The 16762-nt window shown below is 64.0% G+C and carries 14 protein-coding genes; 6 read left to right on the forward strand and 8 right to left on the reverse strand.

The genetic code is table 11. The annotated features are described in order from the left end of the window. Positions 1 to 57: 57 nt before the first annotated feature. From ABLE85_RS16725 to ABLE85_RS16735, 3 genes are all read right to left on the reverse strand, one after another. Positions 58 to 1059: an ABC transporter substrate-binding protein gene (locus tag ABLE85_RS16725; protein WP_348793848.1), complete on the reverse strand. Its 1002-nt coding sequence runs from the start codon at positions 1057 to 1059 to the stop codon at positions 58 to 60. Positions 1060 to 1223: 164 nt separating this feature from the next. Then, entirely contained in the window at positions 1224 to 2024 is an 801-nt protein-coding gene (locus ABLE85_RS16730) for a pyrroline-5-carboxylate reductase dimerization domain-containing protein (protein WP_348793849.1), read from the reverse strand. Next, complete coding sequence (locus ABLE85_RS16735; RefSeq protein WP_348793850.1) at positions 2021 to 2680, reverse strand: TetR/AcrR family transcriptional regulator; 660 nt, start codon at positions 2678 to 2680, stop codon at positions 2021 to 2023. The genes ABLE85_RS16730 and ABLE85_RS16735 overlap by 4 nt, the downstream gene beginning before the upstream one ends. Before the next feature lie 127 nt (positions 2681 to 2807). Here ABLE85_RS16735 and ABLE85_RS16740 point away from each other — a divergent pair, with 127 nt between their 5' ends. From ABLE85_RS16740 to otsB, 6 genes are all read left to right on the forward strand, one after another. Next, entirely contained in the window at positions 2808 to 4835 is a 2028-nt protein-coding gene (locus ABLE85_RS16740; protein WP_348793851.1) for an NADH:flavin oxidoreductase, read from the forward strand. Positions 4836 to 4879: 44 nt separating this feature from the next. Further along, positions 4880 to 6868, forward strand: a complete 1989-nt coding sequence (locus ABLE85_RS16745) for an FAD-dependent oxidoreductase (RefSeq protein WP_348793852.1) — start codon at positions 4880 to 4882, stop codon at positions 6866 to 6868. Between the two features lie 134 nt (positions 6869 to 7002). Continuing rightward, positions 7003 to 8073: a glycosyltransferase family 4 protein gene (locus tag ABLE85_RS16750; RefSeq protein WP_348793853.1), complete on the forward strand. Its 1071-nt coding sequence runs from the start codon at positions 7003 to 7005 to the stop codon at positions 8071 to 8073. 67 nt (positions 8074 to 8140) lie between these two features. After that, positions 8141 to 10306, forward strand: coding sequence for an amylo-alpha-1,6-glucosidase (locus ABLE85_RS16755; RefSeq protein ID WP_348793854.1), 2166 nt, complete (start codon positions 8141 to 8143; stop codon positions 10304 to 10306). Between the two features lie 220 nt (positions 10307 to 10526). Further along, positions 10527 to 12329: a trehalose-6-phosphate synthase gene (locus ABLE85_RS16760; RefSeq protein ID WP_348793855.1), complete on the forward strand. Its 1803-nt coding sequence runs from the start codon at positions 10527 to 10529 to the stop codon at positions 12327 to 12329. After that, positions 12326 to 13096 (forward strand): trehalose-phosphatase, encoded by a 771-nt coding sequence (otsB, locus tag ABLE85_RS16765; RefSeq protein ID WP_348793856.1) that lies wholly within the window; start codon positions 12326 to 12328, stop codon positions 13094 to 13096. Before ABLE85_RS16760 ends, otsB begins: the two co-directional genes overlap by 4 nt. Before the next feature lie 8 nt (positions 13097 to 13104). Here otsB and ABLE85_RS16770 read toward each other — a convergent pair whose 3' ends face one another. From ABLE85_RS16770 to crcB (ABLE85_RS16790), 5 genes are all read right to left on the reverse strand, one after another. Beyond that, entirely contained in the window at positions 13105 to 13395 is a 291-nt protein-coding gene (locus tag ABLE85_RS16770) for a DUF3175 domain-containing protein (RefSeq protein ID WP_348793857.1), read from the reverse strand. A 91-nt stretch (positions 13396 to 13486) separates the two neighbouring features. Beyond that, positions 13487 to 15064: a cytochrome c oxidase subunit I gene (gene ctaD, locus ABLE85_RS16775; RefSeq protein ID WP_348793963.1), complete on the reverse strand. Its 1578-nt coding sequence runs from the start codon at positions 15062 to 15064 to the stop codon at positions 13487 to 13489. 410 nt (positions 15065 to 15474) lie between these two features. Next, positions 15475 to 15816, reverse strand: a complete 342-nt coding sequence (locus tag ABLE85_RS16780; RefSeq protein ID WP_348793858.1) for a DUF190 domain-containing protein — start codon at positions 15814 to 15816, stop codon at positions 15475 to 15477. Between the two features lie 3 nt (positions 15817 to 15819). Then, a complete protein-coding gene (gene crcB, locus ABLE85_RS16785; protein ID WP_348793964.1) occupies positions 15820 to 16245 on the reverse strand; it encodes a fluoride efflux transporter CrcB in 426 nt (141 codons plus the stop codon). A 62-nt stretch (positions 16246 to 16307) separates the two neighbouring features. Continuing rightward, positions 16308 to 16712: a fluoride efflux transporter CrcB gene (crcB, locus tag ABLE85_RS16790; RefSeq protein ID WP_348793859.1), complete on the reverse strand. Its 405-nt coding sequence runs from the start codon at positions 16710 to 16712 to the stop codon at positions 16308 to 16310. Positions 16713 to 16762: the final 50 nt, after the last annotated feature.

The raw sequence follows: 16762 nt of genomic DNA on the forward strand, positions 1-16762 counted from the left end.
TCGGAAACGGGTCGGCGGCGCGCATGGTCGCGCGCCGCCGCTGTTTCGTCAGGCTCGTTACTGCACCGAAGCCTTCACCTTCTCGGCGATCTCGGGCGAAACCCACTTGGCCCACACGTCCTCGTTGTTCTTGAGGAAGTACTTGGCGCCTTCCTCGCCGGTGGCCTGGTTGTCGGTCATCCAGGCGAGCAGCTTGTTGACGGTGTCGTTCGACCAGCTGCGGGCCTTCAGGTAGTCCATGACCGGGCCGGCGCGCTCGGCAAAGCCGGTCGTCACCAGCGTCTGGACGCTGTCCTTGGGCCACTCGTTGCGCTTCGGATCCGGGCAGTCGGCAACGGTGTTGCAACGCTTCCACTCGTCCGCGTCATGGGACACGCCGTATTCCAGCTTGACCATCTCGTACTTGCCAAGCAGCGCGGTCGGCGCCCAGTAGTAGCCCATCCAGCCTTCGTTGCGCTCGTAGGCCTTGGCGACCGAGCCGTCGAGGCCGGCGGCCGAGCCGGTGTCGACCAGCACGAAGCCGGCCTTCTCGGCTTCATAGGCCTTGAAGAGTTGGGTGGTGACCAGCGTGCCGCCCCAGCCCTGCGGTCCGTTGAAGACGGCGCCCTTGGACGAATCCTCCGGAGCCGGGAACAGCTCGGGGTGCTTCAGTGCGTCGTCGATGGTCTTGATGTCGGGATGGGCGTCGATGATGTACTTCGGCACCCACCAGCCCTGCACGGCGCCGTCGGAAAGGGCCTCGACCGTGGAAACCAGCTTGTTGTCGGCAATGCCGCGCTGCACCACGTCCGGCAGCAGGTCGACCCAGCCTTCCGGCGCGATGTCGGGCTGGCCCTTCTCGGTCATGGAGGTGAGCGTCGGGACCGTGTCGCCGACGACCAGCTCTGCATCGCAGCCATAGCCGGCGTTGAGGATCAGCTTGTCGATGTTGGCGAGCACTTCCGCCGACTGCCAGTTCATGTTGGCGATGGTCACGGTGCCGCATTCGGCGGCGTTCGCGGTTCCACCGAAGGCCATCATGCCGAGGGCCACAGCGGTGGATGCAAGCAGGTATTTCATTTTCTCTCCCATAGTTGCGGTGTCAGACAAACGACCTGGCAATCGACACCGCGTCAACCGCCAGTCGCTGGGCCCCGCAGGCATGCCAAATGCATGCGCGGCCCCAAACCCCAAGCCGATGCGCGTCGCAGGGATCCCCCTCGGACGACAGCGCCGGCCCCTCCTCACTGACCCTGGGACATCCCGACGGCAGCGGCTTCCGCTGCGTCGAGCCCGGCCCGGACGGCTTCGACAAAGCCGCCGTCGATCATTCCCTGCAGCCCCGCGGCCGTCGTTCCCCGGTACTCCAGGAATGTCCGTACGGTCTCCTCCGGCGAGGCATTGTTATCCGCGAGAAGCTGGTTTGCTCCCGCAACCACGGCTTCGACCGCCCTCTTTGCGACCTTTGCCGGCAGGCCCCTTTCCAGCGCGTGGCCGAGCATCGCATCGGCGAGCAGGGCGGGAAAGGCGGGGCCCGAGCCGGTCAGCCCGGTCAGATAGTCGATGTCGGCCTCGCGAAACACCTCGTCGGTGGTACCGCATGTTTCGAAAAGCTGCCGCACCAGTTCCTTGTCCGCAGGGTCCGCACCTTCGCTTGCGAACCACGGCGTGTAGGATTTGCCGATCTCGGCGGCCGCGTTCGGCATGGCGCGCACGATCCGGGTAGCTCCGGTCCTTGCGGCAAGGGTTGCGACCGGCACGCCGGCCATTACCGAGATGACCAGCTTGCCGGCAGCGTCGATGTCCACGGCCGAAAACTGTACCGGACGGACCGAGAGGATGATCACATCCGAGCGGGCGGTCAGCTCATGGTTGTCGGTTAGGCAGGTGATGCCCGGCCAGCCGGCAAGACCCTGCGTGTTGTGCGATCGGCTCGACAAGACAAGGCCGGAAGGCTCGACAAAGCCCGCTTCCAGCATCGAGCGGGCGATCGCGCGGCCCATCCATCCGGCGCCGCCGACGATGCCGATGGTCCGTTCCGTCATTGGGCGGCATCCTGTGCTGCGTCGGCGGAAGGCAAATAGCCGTGCCGCGCACAGAAGCGCTTCATCTCGCCGGCCGTCGGCTCGCGCCCGGTGAAGATCTCCACATATTTGGGGATGCGCGCCATGCGGGTCGCAAGCGTTTCTTCGGTCTTCATCGAGATGTAGCCGATCTGGGTCAGGTAGATTGTCCGGGCCCGAACGTCTGCGGCAAAGGGTTCGAAGCCGAAGCGGATGAACATGGCCTGCAAGGCTTCCAGGCGGACGGTGTCGGCCGCATCGATCTCCCTGGCGACGTCTGGCGATTGCTGCGCCCAGCTGCGAACCGCGAACTCGAACCGGGAATCGAACAGCTTTGGATCGAGCCAGCAGTCGAACACGTTGAGAATCGCCTCTGCGATGCTCCCGGCATAGCTTTCCGTCTGCTTGACCAGATTGCCGGTATTCTTGGACCGCCAAAGGTCGACCAGTGCGGCTAGCAACTCCTCCCTATCCGCGAAGAACCAGTAGAAGCTGGTGCGCGAAAGCTTCAGCCGCCTTGACAGCGGCAAGACGCGCACGGCATCCACGCCGGCCTCAACCAGGCTTTCATAGGCTGCGTCGAGCCACCCTTCGCGTGACCCGCGCCATCCCGTCTCGCCAAGCTTCTCCTGCTCCATGGCCGGGAACTAAGCACAGCGGCAAGTGCCACGCAACCCAAAATGTACGACGCTGTCGATGGAATTGACACTGCTGTACATTTCCACTTACGATCCTCTCGACGCCTTGTCCTCGGAGCATCCATCGATGTCGAACGACCCGCTTCTCCAACCCTACCAGTTGAAGCACCTAACCTTGCGAAACCGGATCATGATCACCTCGCATGAGCCGGCCTATCCCGAAGATGGCATGCCCAAGGCGCGCTACCGTGCCTATCACGCCGAGCGTGCCAAGGCGGGTGTTGCGCTCACCATGACCGCCGGTTCCGCCTCCGTCGCGCGCGACAGCCCGCCGGTGTTCAACAACATCCTCGCCTACAAGGACGAGGTGGTGCCGTGGATGAAGGACGTGGTCGATGCCTGCCATGAACATGGCGCGGCGGTGATGATCCAGCTCACCCATCTCGGCCGCCGCACCCGCTGGGACAAGGGCGACTGGCTGCCCGCGGTTTCGCCCTCGCACAATCGCGAGCCCGCACACCGGGCCTTCCCGAAGAAGCTGGAAGACTGGGACATCGAGCGCATCATAAAGGATTATGCCGATGCGGCCGAGCGCATGAAGGCGGCCGGCCTCGACGGCATCGAGCTCGAGGCCTATGGGCACCTGATGGACCAGTTCTGGTCGCCGCTGACCAACACGCTGGATGCGCCCTATGGCGGCTCGCTGGACAACCGACTCCGGTTCACCTTCGACGTTCTTGCCGCGATGCGCGAGCGCGTCGGGCCGGACTTCATTATCGGTATCCGCTACACGGCTGACGAGGCCATTGCCGGCGGCCTTACGCGCGAGGACGGACTGGAAATCTCCCGCCGCTTCAAGGCATCGGGCATGGTGGACTTCCTGAACGTCATCCGTGGGCATATCGAGACCGACCCCGGTCTCACCGACGTGATCCCGATCCAGGGCATGCCGAGCGCGCCGCATCTCGATTTCGCCGGCGAGGTGCGTGCCGAGGTCGGCATGCCGACCTTCCATGCAGCGCGCATTCCCGATGTCGCAACGGCTCGTCACGCGATTGCGTCGGGCAAGCTCGACATGGTCGGCATGACCCGCGCGCACATGACCGACCCGCACATCGTGCGCAAGATCATGGAAGGTCGCGAGGAGGATATCCGCCCCTGCGTCGGCGCGAATTACTGCCTCGACCGCATCTACCAGGGTGGTGCTGCCTACTGCATCCACAACGCTGCCACCGGTCGCGAGCTGACCATGCCGCACGACATTCCGCTGGCGGACAAAAAGCGAAAGGTGGTGATCGTCGGTGCCGGCCCCGCCGGGCTCGAGGCCGCGCGCGTCTCGGCCGAGCGCGGCCATGAGGTCGTGGTGTTCGAGGCTTCCGCCCATCACGGCGGCCAGGTGCGGCTGACGGCTCGCAGCCAGCGCCGACAGGAGATGATCAGCATCGTCGACTGGCGCATGGCGCAGTGCACGGCCAAGGGCGTCACCTTCCGCTTCAATACCTGGGCGGAAGAGAGCGACGTGCTGGCCGAGAAGCCGGACGTGGTGATCATCGCCACCGGCGGCTATCCGCACACGGAGGTGCTGGCGCAAGGCAACGATCTCGTCGTCTCCACCTGGGATATTTTGTCGGGCGACGTGAAGCCGGGCACAAACGTGCTGCTGTTCGACGATGCCGGCGACAACCCGGCGCTGCAGGCCGCCGAGGCGATCGCCAAATCCGGCGCCAAGCTGGAGGTGATGACGCCCGATCGTTCCTTCGCGCCCGAGGTCATGGGCATGAACCTGGTGCCCTATATGCGCAGCCTGCAGAAGCTGGACGTGACCTTCACCGTCACCTTCCGGCTGGACAAGGTGACGCGCGACGGCAACGAGCTGATCGCCCATATCGGCAGCGATTACGGCGGCGTCGACAAGGTGCGCCGGGTCGACCAGGTGGTGGTCAACCACGGTACCATCCCGATGGACGACCTCTATTTCGCGCTGAAGCCGAAATCGAGCAACCGCGGCGCGGTCGACTACATGCGTCTCATCGAGGGCGAGCCGCAGGAGGCGGCGGAGGGAGGCTTTCAGCTCTTCCGCATCGGCGACGCCGTCTCGGCGCGCAACACCCATGCGGCGATCTACGACGCGCTGAGGCTCGCCAAGGACCTGTAGCTCGAACAGGCCGGCGGAGGAGGCCGGCCGGGGAGGGAGGAGAAATGCAGGAACGGACGTTCAAGCGCCTGTTCACGCCGGTTGCGCTGCGCCACAAGACGCTGCGCAACCGCATCGTCTTCGGCGCGCACACCGCCAACATGGCCGTGGAAGGCCTGCCGACCGAGCGCCACGCCGCCTACTATGCCGAACGGGCCAAGGGCGGCGCGGCGATGGTGGTGGTCGAGCCCGTGCCGGTACATGCGGCGGCGGTGCTGACGCGCGGCAATTTTCGCCACTCCGATGACGGCGTGATCCCGCATTTCCGAAAGGTGACGGAAGCCATACACGAGCATGGCGCCGTCGCCATCCAGCAGCTCTACCATGTCGGCCAGCATGGCGACGCCGACAATTCCTTCCATGCCGCGTGGTCGCCTTCCGGCCTGCCGAGCTATCACGACAGCGACGGCTCCCACCGCATGAGCGAGGCCGAGATCGAGGAGACGATCGATGGCTTCGTCCAGGCGGCCCGCCGCTGTCGGGAGGCGGGCTTCGACGGCGTCGAGGTCTGGGCCGCCTATCACGGCATGCTCGATCAGTTCTGGACGCCATGGTCCAACCGGCGCGACGACCGCTGGGGCGGCAGCCTGGAAAACCGCACCCGCTTCAGCCGCGAGGTGCTGACGCGCATCCGCAAGGTTTGCGGCGAGGATTTTATCGTCGGGCTGGCGGTGAATGACGAGCCCGACGTCGAGGTGGCGCTGAAGCGCGAGGCCACCGCCGAAATCTTCGCGCATCACGACCGCGACGGGCTGATCGACTACGTCACCTGCGGGTCGGGCGGCTATTTCGACTTCTACAAGCTGATGCCGACCTTCCTCTATCCCGAGAAGCTCGGCGCAGATCTCGCATCCGTGCTGAAGGGCGCGGTCTCTCATGCGCTGGTTACGGCCGAAAGCCATATCCGCACGCCGGAAAATGCCGAAACCGTGCTGAGCGAGGGCATGGCCGACCTGGTTTCCATCGTGCGCGGCCAGATCGCCGATCCGCACCTCGCCAACAAGGCGAAGGAAGGCCGGCCCGAGGACATTCGCGGCTGCCTCTCCTGCAACCAGATGTGCTGGGGCAGGCGCTCGCGCGACTACTGGATAAGCTGCGTGGTCAACCCGTCGGCCGGGCGCGAATGGGAATGGGGCGGCGATACTTTCCAGCCGGCACCCGTTTCAAAGCGCGTCCTGGTGGTCGGCGGCGGACCGGCCGGGCTGGAAGCGGCGCGCGTGGCGGCCGAGCGCGGCCACAAGGTGGTGCTTGCCGAGGCGTCGGATCGCCTTGGCGGCCAGTTCCGGCTTGCCGGTCTGCAGCCGCGCCGCGCGCAGGTGCTAGACCTGCTTAGCTGGTACGAACGGCAGTTGCAGAAGCTCGGCGTCGAGGTGCGCTACAACGCTTACATGGAGGCCGACGATATTGTCGCCGAGGCGGCGGACGAGGTGATCGTCGCCACGGGCTCGCTGCCGCCCGAAACCGGCTTCCAGCGGGCGCTGCCGCAGGTCGAGACGCTGCCGGGCATCGAGCGTGGAAAGTTTTTCTCGGCCGAAGCCGTCATGGCGGGCGAGGCCCGGCCGGGCAGGCGCGTCGTCGTGTTCGACGAGGGCGGCAACTGGAAGGGCTGCGGCACGGCCTGGAAGCTGGCCGAGGACGGGCATGAGGTTACCATCGTCACACCCGATCCGCTGGTCGGCAAGGAACTGCAGCGCACCACCGCCGACTTTCCGCTGCGCCGAAATTTGGCGCGGCTCGGCGTGCGCATCGCGACCGAGAGCGCGATCCTCGAATGGACGGGCTCCGCCGCGCGGGTTGCCTCATTCCTCGACGGTCGGGAAGAGCTGATCGAGGCGGATGCGTTGGTTTTCGCCGCCACCAATGCCGCCGAAGACAGCTTGGCACAGGGCCTTGCCGAGCGAGGCGTTGCCTTCACCGCCATCGGCGATTGCGTTGCTGCGCGGCAGGCACCCTATGCCATCCACGAAGGGCGCAAGGTCGCGTTGCGCCTGTAGATCAGGTCCGATCTCGCCCACGACTACTCGTCTTGGGCCGTCGGTGGCCAAGAGCGATATACCGGCTCTGGATGGATGCAACGAGCTGAAGCCTCCGGCGTTTCCTTCCGGAACGCACGCGCCGGACTCTCTCCATGAGAATTGCCCATATCGCTCCGCTATATGAATCCGTGCCTCCCAAACTCTATGGCGGAACCGAGCGCATCATCTGCTATCTGGTCGATGAGCTGGTCGGAATGGGCCACGACGTCACCCTGTTTTCCAGTGGCGACGCAAAAACCAGGACTCGCCTGGTGGCGGTGCGCGACCAGGCCCTTTGGCTCGATCCGCATCCGTTGAAATCGCCTATCGCGGCACATTATTCCATGCTGGACGAAGTGCGCCGCCATGCGGGGGAGTTCGACATCCTGCATTTCCATCTCAGCCATTTCATGCATTTTCCCTTTTTCGAGCACATGCCGGAGCGCACGCTCACCACGCCTCATGGCCGCCTCGACTACAGGGATCTGAAGGGCGCCTACCGCCGCTGGCCCCGCTTTCCCATGGTCTCGATCTCGCATAGCCAGCGACAGCCGCTTGACGAGGCCAACTGGGTGGGAACCGTTCACCACGGCTTGCCCCTCGACCTCTATCGTCCGCTGCGGGAGGTCGATCCCGACGCGGGTTACCTGGCTTTCCTCGGCCGTCTTTCCCGCGATAAACGACCCGACAGGGCTATCGAGATCGCCCGTCGCTCGGGCATGAAACTGAAGATCGCCGCCAAGATCGGCGACGATGACCGCGCTTATTTCCATGAGACGGTCGAGCCGCTGATAGACGGCCGGCAGATCGAATATCTGGGCGAGATCGACGAGAGCCGGAAGCAGGCGTTCCTGGGCAACGCCGCAGCGCTGCTGTTTCCCATAGATTGGCCGGAGCCGTTCGGCCTCGTCGCGATCGAGGCGATGGCCTGCGGCACCCCGGTGATTGCCTGGGACAATGGCGCCATGCCCGAAGTGGTGGACGAGGGGGTGACCGGCTTCGTCGTCGACACCATCGACGCTGCCGTCGCAGCCGTTGCCAGGCTGGGAGAACTCGATCGCAGTGAAATTCGCTCAACCTTCGAGCGACGTTTTTCCGTCTCGCGCATGGCGAACGACTATGTGAAAATCTATGCGCGGTTGATCGGCATGGCTCGTGGGCAGGCCGGCGTCGCCCTTGGCTGACCCCGACTTGCCGCAGCGGTCCTATTTTCGCCCCATCCTGCTGTAGGCTTCCGGCTGAAAGATTGCCATGTCTCTACTTGACGAACGAAAACTGGACCCAGCGATAGCGCTGGCGTCGATGGATGATATAGCGCCGAGGGAGCCCGCCCGGCAGTATGCGCTCAAGCACGGCGACTGCTTCATAGTCGCCGATGCTTACGGCGACATACAAGGCAGGGGCGACGGGCTGTTCCTCGACGACACCAGGATTCTGTCCGATTATCGGCTGACCATCGGCGACAGGCCTCCCTCCCTGCTCGGCGCATCGCTGAGCCAGGACAATGTGCTGTTCCGGACCAATCTCACCAACCTGCCTCTGCCATCCGCCGAGGGCAGGAAAACCCGACAGGGTGTCATCCATATCGAACGTACACGGCTGATCTGGAACGATCGCATGTACGAGCGTCTGGCGCTGTCGAACTATGGCGAGCATGAGGTCCTGCTGCCGCTGAAGCTGCATTTCGAGGCCGATTTCCGCGACATGTTCGAAGTGCGCGGCTCCAAACGAAGTCAGCGCGGACGTGCGTTCGAGGCGCAGGCGGGCAAGGACTGCGTGACCATGCGCTATCACGGGCTCGACGACGTCGTGCGGGAGTCTACCATCTCGTTCTCACGCTCCCCTTCGCGGCTTGCGGCGAACGAGGCTGAATTCCAGATTTGCCTGCAACGGCGCGAACGGGAGACATTGTTCATCGAGATTGGGAAAACGCCGGAGGTTCCCAATCGAATGCGCTTCCGCGCCGCTGCGGCGCGCGCGCGCTTCGGCATGCGTACCAAGAGACGCCACGGCGCGACCATTCACAGCTCCGGCCGCGTGTTCAACGATTGGATCTCGCGTGCCCGCGCCGATATCGCGCTGCTCACCACCGACCTTGCAACCGGCCCGTACCCCTATGCCGGCATCCCCTGGTTCTCCACCGCCTTCGGGCGTGATGGCGTGATCTCGGCCTTGCAGATGCTTTGGGTCGATCCCAGGCTGGCGCGCGGCGTGCTTGCTTTCCTCGCGCAGCATCAGGCCACGGAGACTGTGCCGTTCAGCGACTCCGAGCCCGGAAAGATCATGCACGAGACGCGCAAGGGCGAGATGGCGACGCTGCGGGAACTGCCGTTCGGCCGCTACTATGGCGGGGTCGACACCACACCGCTGTACATCTACCTGGCCTGCGCCTATGCGGACCGCACCGGCGACATGGAATTCATTGATATGCTGTGGCCGTCCATCAAGGCGGCCGCCCAGTGGATGGACCGCGCCATCGATCGTGATCCGAATGGCTTCGTCAGCTACCGGCGCGCGGCCGACACCGGCCTCGCCAACCAGGGCTGGAAGGACAGCTTCGACTCGGTCTTCCATATTGACGGGCGTGTCCCCAAGGGGCCCATCGCGCTGGTCGAGGTGCAAGGCTACGCCTTTGCCGCCTATACCAGGCTCTCTATGCTGGCGCGGCGGCGGGGCGAGTTGCAGCGCGCCGACGCATGGCAGGCCCGCGCGGAGAAGATGCGCGAGGCCGTCGAAGACAAGTTCTGGATGGAGGATCGCAAGTTCTACGCGATGGCGATCGACGGAGACGGCTTGCCGTGCCGGGTCCGGACGTCCAATGCCGGGCATCTACTCTTCGTCGGCCTGCCTTCGCCGGAGCGAGCGCAGCACGTTGCCGATCAACTCCTGTCGGCGCAGTTTCATACGGGCTGGGGCGTCCGAACCCTTGCCGAGGACGAAATCTTCTTCAATCCGATGTCTTATCACAACGGGTCGATCTGGCCGCATGACTCGGCAATATGCGCGGCAGGCCTGGCTCGTTACGGCAACCGTGACCATGTCGTGCGGCTGATGAGCAACACCTTCGAGGCGGCCGTCCATTTCGACATGCGGCTGCCCGAGCTGTTCTGCGGTTTCCCGCGCGCGGTCGGCGAAGCGCCGATCGCCTATCCGGTGGCATGCCTGCCGCAGGCCTGGTCTTCGGGGGCCGTGTTCATGCTCCTGCAGTCCTGCCTGGGCGTCCAGATCGACGGCTGGCGCGGCGAGGTGCAGGTGGAGCAGTCATACCTGCCCATCGGCATCGACAACCTGACCGTGCGCCATCTAGGCGTCGGTGACGCGGTCTACGACCTGACCTTCCAGCGCTTCGGCGATCGCGTCATCGCCGATCTTCAGACCCGCGACCAGAGCCCGGCACCGGTCATCGTCCACGCCTGATCTGGCTCGAGGCGGTGCATCATTTCCGCCTCCAGCACGAATTCCTGGAACCGTTGCGGCCGCGAGACGTTCGGAAGCATCGGCATACAAAGCGCACCGTCGAGCCTCCGGGGTTTCCCCTTCGAGGGTCGGCCATTGGCTTTGACTGCGCCGGCCTTGAGCGAGAGGCGACACGCTTCTTCGCACCCCGGCATGCTCGTCCGCTTCGAGGACGTTACAGATGGATACCCACGCTGATCTGCTCGGTCTCGGCAGCAATATCTGGATGGTTCTTGCCGTCAGTCTGCTTCTGTCGATCGCAGCGGTCGTGCTGGCGACGTTGGTGTGGTGGCGGCTGCACCGAGGCAGGGTGGTTGCGGCTTTCCCCGACGCCGCGGACGACCCGCCTCTCGACCAGGCAAGCAAACTGCAGCACGAATTCGAGAAGAACAACCGGGCTGCCGACGATGTCCTGATCAACTGGTCGCCCGAGACCCTGCGCCAGATCCTCGCCACGGAACTTCCGGATGCGCAGGTCATCGTGGTGTCGAACCGCGAGCCCTATATCCATAACCTGGTCGACGGCAAGGTGAAGCTCCTGGTGCCGGCCAGTGGCCTGGTCTCGGCGCTGGAGCCGGTGACACGGGCATGTTCAGGAACCTGGATCGCCTATGGCGGCGGCTCGGCCGATCGTTTGACGGTCGATGACAATGACCGCATCCAGGTGCCGCCCGACAAGCCGAGCTACGTGTTACGCCGGGTCTGGCTGAGCGAGGAGGAATTGCAGGGCTATTACTACGGCTTTGCCAATGACGGTTTATGGCCGCTGTGCCACATCGCGTTCACGCGGCCGATCTTCCGGGCATCGGACTTCGAGATGTACGAGGCGGTGAACCAGAAATTCGCCGACGTGGTGGCCGAGGAAGCGCGGAACGAGCGGCCGATCGTCCTGGTGCAGGATTATCATTTCGCCTTGCTGCCGCGCATGATCCGCCAGCGCCTGCCGGATGCCATCATCATCACCTTCTGGCACATTCCCTGGCCGAACTCGGAAGTGTTCAGCATCTGTCCCTGGCGCGAGAGGATCCTCGACGGGTTGCTCGGCAGCTCGATCGTCGGCTTCCACATCCAGTTCCACTGCAACAATTTCACCGAAAGCGTCGACCGCTTTCTGGAAAGCCGCATCGAGCGGGAAGATCCGTCGATTTCCTATCGCGGCTCGACGACACTCGTTCACCCCTATCCGATCTCGATCGAGTGGCCGCCGGCGGGGTTCCAGAACCAGCCGGACGCCGCTGAATGCCGGCGCGAGATCTTTGAGCGCTTCGGACTGGCGCCTGACACCCGATTGTGCGTCGGGGTCGAGCGACTGGACTACACCAAGGGCATCCTCGACCGTTTCATGGCGCTCGACGAGTTCTTCCAGAAGAACCCCGACTGGATCGGGCGGCTGGTGTTCCTGCAGATCGCCGCACCCAGCCGAGGCACCCTGGCCGCTTACCAGCAACTGCACAGGCAGTGCCTGAACTATGTCGACGAATTCAACTTGCGCTATGGGAACGACCGCCACAAGCCCATTATCCTGATCGACGAATACCATCGCCAGGAGGACATCTGCCGCGTCTACCGGGCCGCGGACATATGCGTGGTCAGCAGCCTGCACGACGGAATGAACCTTGTGGCCAAGGAGTTCGTGGCGACCCGCGACGACGAGCAGGGTGTGCTCATCCTCAGCACCTTCGCCGGTGCCTCGCGCGAGCTTCTCGATGCGCTGATCGTCAATCCCTACGATCCCAGCGCGGTGGGCGATGCGCTTCTGCGGGCGCTTTGCATGCCGGCCGAAGAGCAGGGCGAACGCATGCGCCGCATGCGCGAGGTGGTCCGCAACAACAATGTCTACCGCTGGGCTGGAAGCATGCTGGTGGACGCGGCGCGTCTGCGCAAGCGCAACGAAGCCTACGAAGCAGCCGAACCGACCCAGCGACCCGAGGTCGCCAGCAACGTCGTGCCGCTCAAGGGAAAGAAGAAGGGTGCGGCGCGGTGACGGACGCTGCAAGCGACCGCGTGCCCCGGCTGAAGGCCGGGAAACATGCTCTTTTCCTCGATATAGACGGCACGCTGCTGGAGCATGCGGACCATCCCGATGCCGTCTCGGTCGACGTGGAACTGCTGGAATTGCTCACCGCCCTCGACGAGTGCCTCGGCGGTGCGCTGGCCTTCATCAGTGGCCGGTCGATCGCCGCGATCGACCGGCTGTTCGCACCGCTTCGGCTATGCGCTGCCGGTCTCTACGGTCTGGAGCACCGGCTGCACCGCGACGGACCTGTCGTGGAAGCCAAGGAGCCCGAGGACATCGCAGCGCTGGCCACGGAGATGGAGGCGGAATTCGGGTCCACCCCGGGCGTCTATTTCGAGCGCAAGGGACCCGTCCTGGCCATTCACACGCGGGCCGCGCCCGATGCGCTTTCGGCGGTCAGGAAAGCAGCGGAGACCGCCTTGCCGCGTCTGTCCATCGAGTACCGCATCGTCGTCGGCGAGGCCGGGCTGGAATTGATCCCGCCGCAGGCGATCAAGAGCGCGGCAATCCGGCGCTTCCTTGCGCTGGAGCCCTTTGCCGGCAGGCGCCCGGTCTTCATCGGCGATGACACATCCGACGAAAGCGGTTTTGAGATGGTCAACCAGATGGGCGGGGTGTCGATCAGGGTTCGGCCCAAGGCCGTTACCGCAGCGCGCCACATCCTTGCCGATGTTGCCGCCGTCAAGGCCTGGCTAAGGACGGAGGTGCTCGAAGGCCCAGCCGATGACGGCTGATGCAGGTCTCACTTCGGCTCCTTGCCAAACTTCTTGCACAGTTCGCCCTTCGCGTCTTCCAGTATCTTCTTGCGCTCGGCCGACAGGTTGCGTCCCGCCCGGTTGATGTAGAAGTTCAGCATCGACATGGCTGACTGGAAGGGGGAGGCCTTGCGCTGGGTGCTCTGCTCTGCTGAATGCTTCAGCGACTGGGCGATGCGCTGCGGGTCATCCAACTCGAAAACGCCCGGCTCGAGATCGAGTGCGTGGCTGTGCTCGGTGACTTCCGCCGACCACTTCTTGTCCTTCGTCGTGGGCATCATGGCCTCCGAGGCCGGTTTTCATCTGAACCCGCTGACGCGCACATCGTTCCCTCGAATCTACCGCATGGCCTCAGCACACCAATCCGTCTCAACGAATGATTGGCAGGGTTGTGTACTGATGGAACGGCGGCGGCGACGGCAACGTCCATTCAAGGGTTGTGGCACCGGCACCCCAAGGGTTGCTGCCGGCTACGCGCTTCTTGTTGAACGCTTCGGCCACGACGATGATGAACACGATGAACCCGACCGCCGAGATGTAGGAGCCGATCGAGGAGACGAAGTTCCAGCCGGCGAATGCGTCGGGGTAATCCGCGGTACGGCGCGGCATGCCTGCCAGTCCGAGGAAATGCTGCGGGAAAAACAGCACGTTCACGCCGATGAAGGTCAGCCAGAAATGCCATTTACCCAGCGTTTCATTGTACATATAGCCGGTCATCTTCGGGAACCAGTAGTAGAAGCCTGCGAAGATCCCGAAGGCTGCGCCCATCGACAGAACGTAGTGGAAATGCGCGATCACGTAGTAGGTATCGTGCAGTGAACGGTCGAGACCCGGATTGGCGAGCACCACGCCGGTGACGCCGCCGATCGTGAACATCAGGACGAAGCCCATCGCCCAAAGCATCGGCAACCTGAATTGGATCGAGCCATTCCACATGGTGGCCACCCAGGAAAACACCTTGATCCCGGTCGGAACGGCGATCACCATCGAGGCAAAGGCGAAATATCTCTGGGTGTCGACCGAGAGGCCGACAGTGAACATGTGATGGGCCCAGACGATGAAACCGATCACGCCGATTGCCACCATCGCATAGGCCATGCCGAGATAGCCGAAGATCGGCTTCTTCGAGAATGTCGAGATCACGTGGCTGATGATGCCGAAGGCCGGCAGGATCATGATGTAGACTTCCGGGTGGCCGAAGAACCAGAAGAGATGCTGGAACAGGATCGGGTCCCCGCCGCCGGAGGGATCGAAGAATGTCGACCCGAAGTTGCGGTCGGTCAAAAGCATCGTGATCGCCCCCGCAAGCACCGGCAGCGCCAGCAGGAGAAGGAATCCGGTGACCAGCATAGACCAGGCAAACAGCGGCATCTTGTGCATGGTCATGCCCGGAGCGCGCATGTTGAGGATGGTGGTGATGAAGTTGATCGCGCCAAGGATGGAGGATGCACCCGCCAGGTGCAGCGACAGGATGAGGGCGTCGACAGCGGGTCCGGGCTCGCCCGTGATGGAGGAATAGGGGGGATACAGCGTCCAGCCGCCGCCATGTCCGTACGAGCCCGGCGCCCCGGGCAGGAGAAGGGATATCAGGAACAGGCAGAAGCCTGCCGCGAGCAGCCAGAACGACAGATTGTTCATGCGCGGGAAGGCCATGTCCGGCGCGCCGATCATCAACGGTATCATCCAGTTGCCGAAACCGCCAATCAGCGCGGGCATGATGACAAAGAAGATCATGACGATGCCGTGCGAGCTAACAACGACATTGTAGGTGGTCGGATCAGAGAAGATCTGCAGGCCCGGCTCCTGGAGTTCCATGCGAATGAGCACGGACAGGATCGTGCCGAAAACGCCGGCGACCCCCGCGAATACCAGATAGAGCGTCCCGATGTCCTTGTGGTTGGTCGAAAACAGCCATCGGACGAGAGGGCGAGGCTTGTGGTCTTCCAGGCTTGCGGCTGGGTGAGGCGTCTTGGCTACTTGGGACACTGCACTACCCTCCTGTCGGCTGGGGCAGGCTTCGCCTTCGGCGACGGCGGCGGCCGGTGGGCCGCCATCATTCAGGCGACCATGCCTTGCCCGCTCTCATACTCATCCGTGACTGTCGTCTCTGCCGCGCTGGTGCGCAGCGGATGGGGGATTTCACTTCGTCTTGGTGTGTGCGCTAACGGAGCGCCGTGCAGCCTGGCCGAGGCAGGGCGCGCCTTCGTTCCGGATCCAACGCCTTTCGCGCAGGACATGGCGACCTCCGCGCTGCAAAACGGGAAAAGGTTGCGCCTCGAATGAAGAGAAGGCAAGTGGATTGAACGCCGCAGAGGCGCTTATGTCATTGCACCATTGGCCAATATTGATCGAGTTTCTCAACTTGTGGCGGAGCCGTAGTGTAGTACCTGCACCTTTTCCAGCGTGATCAGCCCGCTTGTCATCATCGTATCGAGCACCGGCAGGAAGGCATTGATCTTGTCTTCGTTGTCGACAATCTCGACGACCAGCGGCAGGTCTTCCGACAGGCGAAGGATCTTGGTGGTGTGCAGCCGGCTGGAATGGCCGTAGCCGAGGCCTCCGCGCAGCACCGTGGCGCCAGCGAGATGCAACTCACGCGCCTTGAGCACGATTGCCTCGTAGAGCGGGCGCCCGTTGCTATCGTAGTCCTCCTCGCCGATGAATACCCGCAAAAGCAGTGCTTGTCCCGGTATCTGCATGGCTCAGTATCCTCTCAAACGGTTGAGACGCAGTGCGAGCATGTGGCCGAGCCAGACGGCGCCGAGCCAGGCGGCGACCGACACACTCACGTTCAGCGCCGCCACCAGCCATGCGCCGCCCTGCGCGAGTTGCAACGTCTCCAGGCTGAAAGTGGAGAAGGTGGTGAAGCCGCCGCAGAAGCCGGCCATGACGAACTGGCGCTGGTGCGTGCTGGAGAAAAGGCGTCCGCCGGGGCCGGTCAGCGTCGCGTAGAAGCCGATGATGAATGAACCGACGACGTTCACGAACAACGTGCCCCATGGAAAGCCGGGGCCGATCCAAGCCAGCGCCGCCAGCGAAGCGAGCGCGCGGGAAACGCTGCCAATAACGGCGCCGGCTGAAACGGCCAGATAGAGCCGGGTGGTCTCGCCGGCAAGACGGCTTCGGATGCCAGAGCTCGCGCGCGGCGATGCCAAGGGCCGGTTGCCGGCGGGAAACTTGTCGGGCCGGTTCACGAAGCGCCGCTCCCGAGCAGTGTCGTGCCTGCCGCATAGCCGAGCGCCACGCCGGACAGGCAAAACGCGAGCGACAGCAGCACGTTGCCGCCGGCGCTCAGCATCTGGCCGTCGCGGGCGAGCGCCAGCGTCTGCAGGCTGAAGGAGGAAACGGTCGTGTAGCTGCCAAGGAAGCCGATGACAGCGAACTGCCAGGCGTCGGGCAGCGGCAACATTCCGGCGGCCGATACGGCTGCAATGAAGCCTATGACGAAGGCGCCGCTGGCGTTGACGGCCATGGTGCCCCACGGAAAGGTCTCGCCGACGCGACGCCCGACAAAGCCGGACACGAAGAAACGGGCCGGGCCGCCGAGCGCGCTGCCCAGCACGACCCAAAGCATTCCCGGGAGGATGTCATGCATGTTCTATGCCTCCGAGCAGTGCATTTCGCCTGCCTGTCGCGCGGGTGCAC

This window comes from Mesorhizobium sp. KR1-2, from assembly GCF_040045035.1.
GTDB lineage: Bacteria > Pseudomonadota > Alphaproteobacteria > Rhizobiales > Rhizobiaceae > Pseudaminobacter.